General features: G+C 57.1%; 1 protein-coding gene and 1 pseudogene. One reads left to right on the top strand and one right to left on the bottom strand.

Annotated elements, in window-relative coordinates:
• Positions 1–331 (top strand): annotated as a pseudogene (locus GOB90_RS18670) (IS5/IS1182 family transposase); the annotation flags it as partial.
• A gap of 174 nt (positions 332–505) precedes the next feature.
• Here GOB90_RS18670 and GOB90_RS18665 read toward each other — a convergent pair.
• On the bottom strand, positions 506–787 hold the full coding sequence (locus GOB90_RS18665) for a transposase (RefSeq protein ID WP_198912648.1): 282 nt from the start codon (positions 785–787) through the stop codon (positions 506–508).
• Positions 788–990: the final 203 nt, after the last annotated feature.

Here is a 990-nt window from a genome sequence, read left to right as displayed (position 1 = left end):
TGATCGCAGCAATACGGCGTCCGATGTCTGGGCCGATACAGCCTGTCGGTCGAAGGCCAATGAACTCTTCATGGACAAGCAGGGCTTCGTCTCGAAAGTTCATCGCAAAAAGCCGCATCTCAAACCCATGCCCCGACACATCCGGAGATCGAATGCAGGGAAATCGGTTATCCGATCCCGTGTCGAACATGTCTTTGCCGATCAGAAGTCGCAGACGGGACTGTTCATCCGCACCGTCGGGATCGAACGGACTACCACCAGGATCGGCCTGGCCAATATCGTCACCAACATGCGCCGCTTTCTCTTCCTCAAAAGGGTCAGCGCAGCCGCGCAGCGTTCTAGGACATGGGAGCCGCTACTCTGCACAAACAGCAAAGTGGAAAACATTTGCCAGAACCATCAACCATCGCGTGCCCGGCTGCAATTCACCTCGTCAAGCCGTCAAGAAACGGTTCTTCGATCCCTCCAGTCGCCTGGGAGTGAGCACGAACGACCGTACTGTCGATCAGTGCTGCCAGTTGTCGCTCAGTCCCAGATCCACCAGGGTTTGCAGCAGATCATCCCACACACCCTGTTCCGACCATCGACGGAACCGGACATAGACAGAGTTCCACTTACCGTAGCGCTCGTGCATGTCCTGCCAGGGACAGCCCACACGCAGGACATGCAGCATTCCGTTGAGGAACCGGCGATTGTCTCCAGCTGGTCGCGCCCAACGGCCACGCCCGGCAGGAAGCAGCGGGCCAATCACAGCCCATTCCGCATCCGTCAGATCGCCGCGCCCCACACCTGTTCTCCCTGCCCGTTATCCCTCAGGCACGAAGTGAATCAGATCTCAGACAGATCGTACAGGCCTTTTGTCAACATGACCTAAACACCTAGCACTACAGTTGCATTTTGTGTCGTGAGTGAGCGCGGATAGCGCTGGCCTGATGTGTTCGTCGAAAGACGGACCATCTGAGGATGTGAGCGACGGGTAGTCTGCGTTGT

The sequence above is a fragment of the Acetobacter oeni genome (assembly GCF_011516825.1).
GTDB lineage: Bacteria > Pseudomonadota > Alphaproteobacteria > Acetobacterales > Acetobacteraceae > Acetobacter > Acetobacter oeni.
The sequence above is the reverse complement of the archived record's forward strand: the minus strand, read 5'-3'. Positions and strand labels throughout refer to the sequence as shown.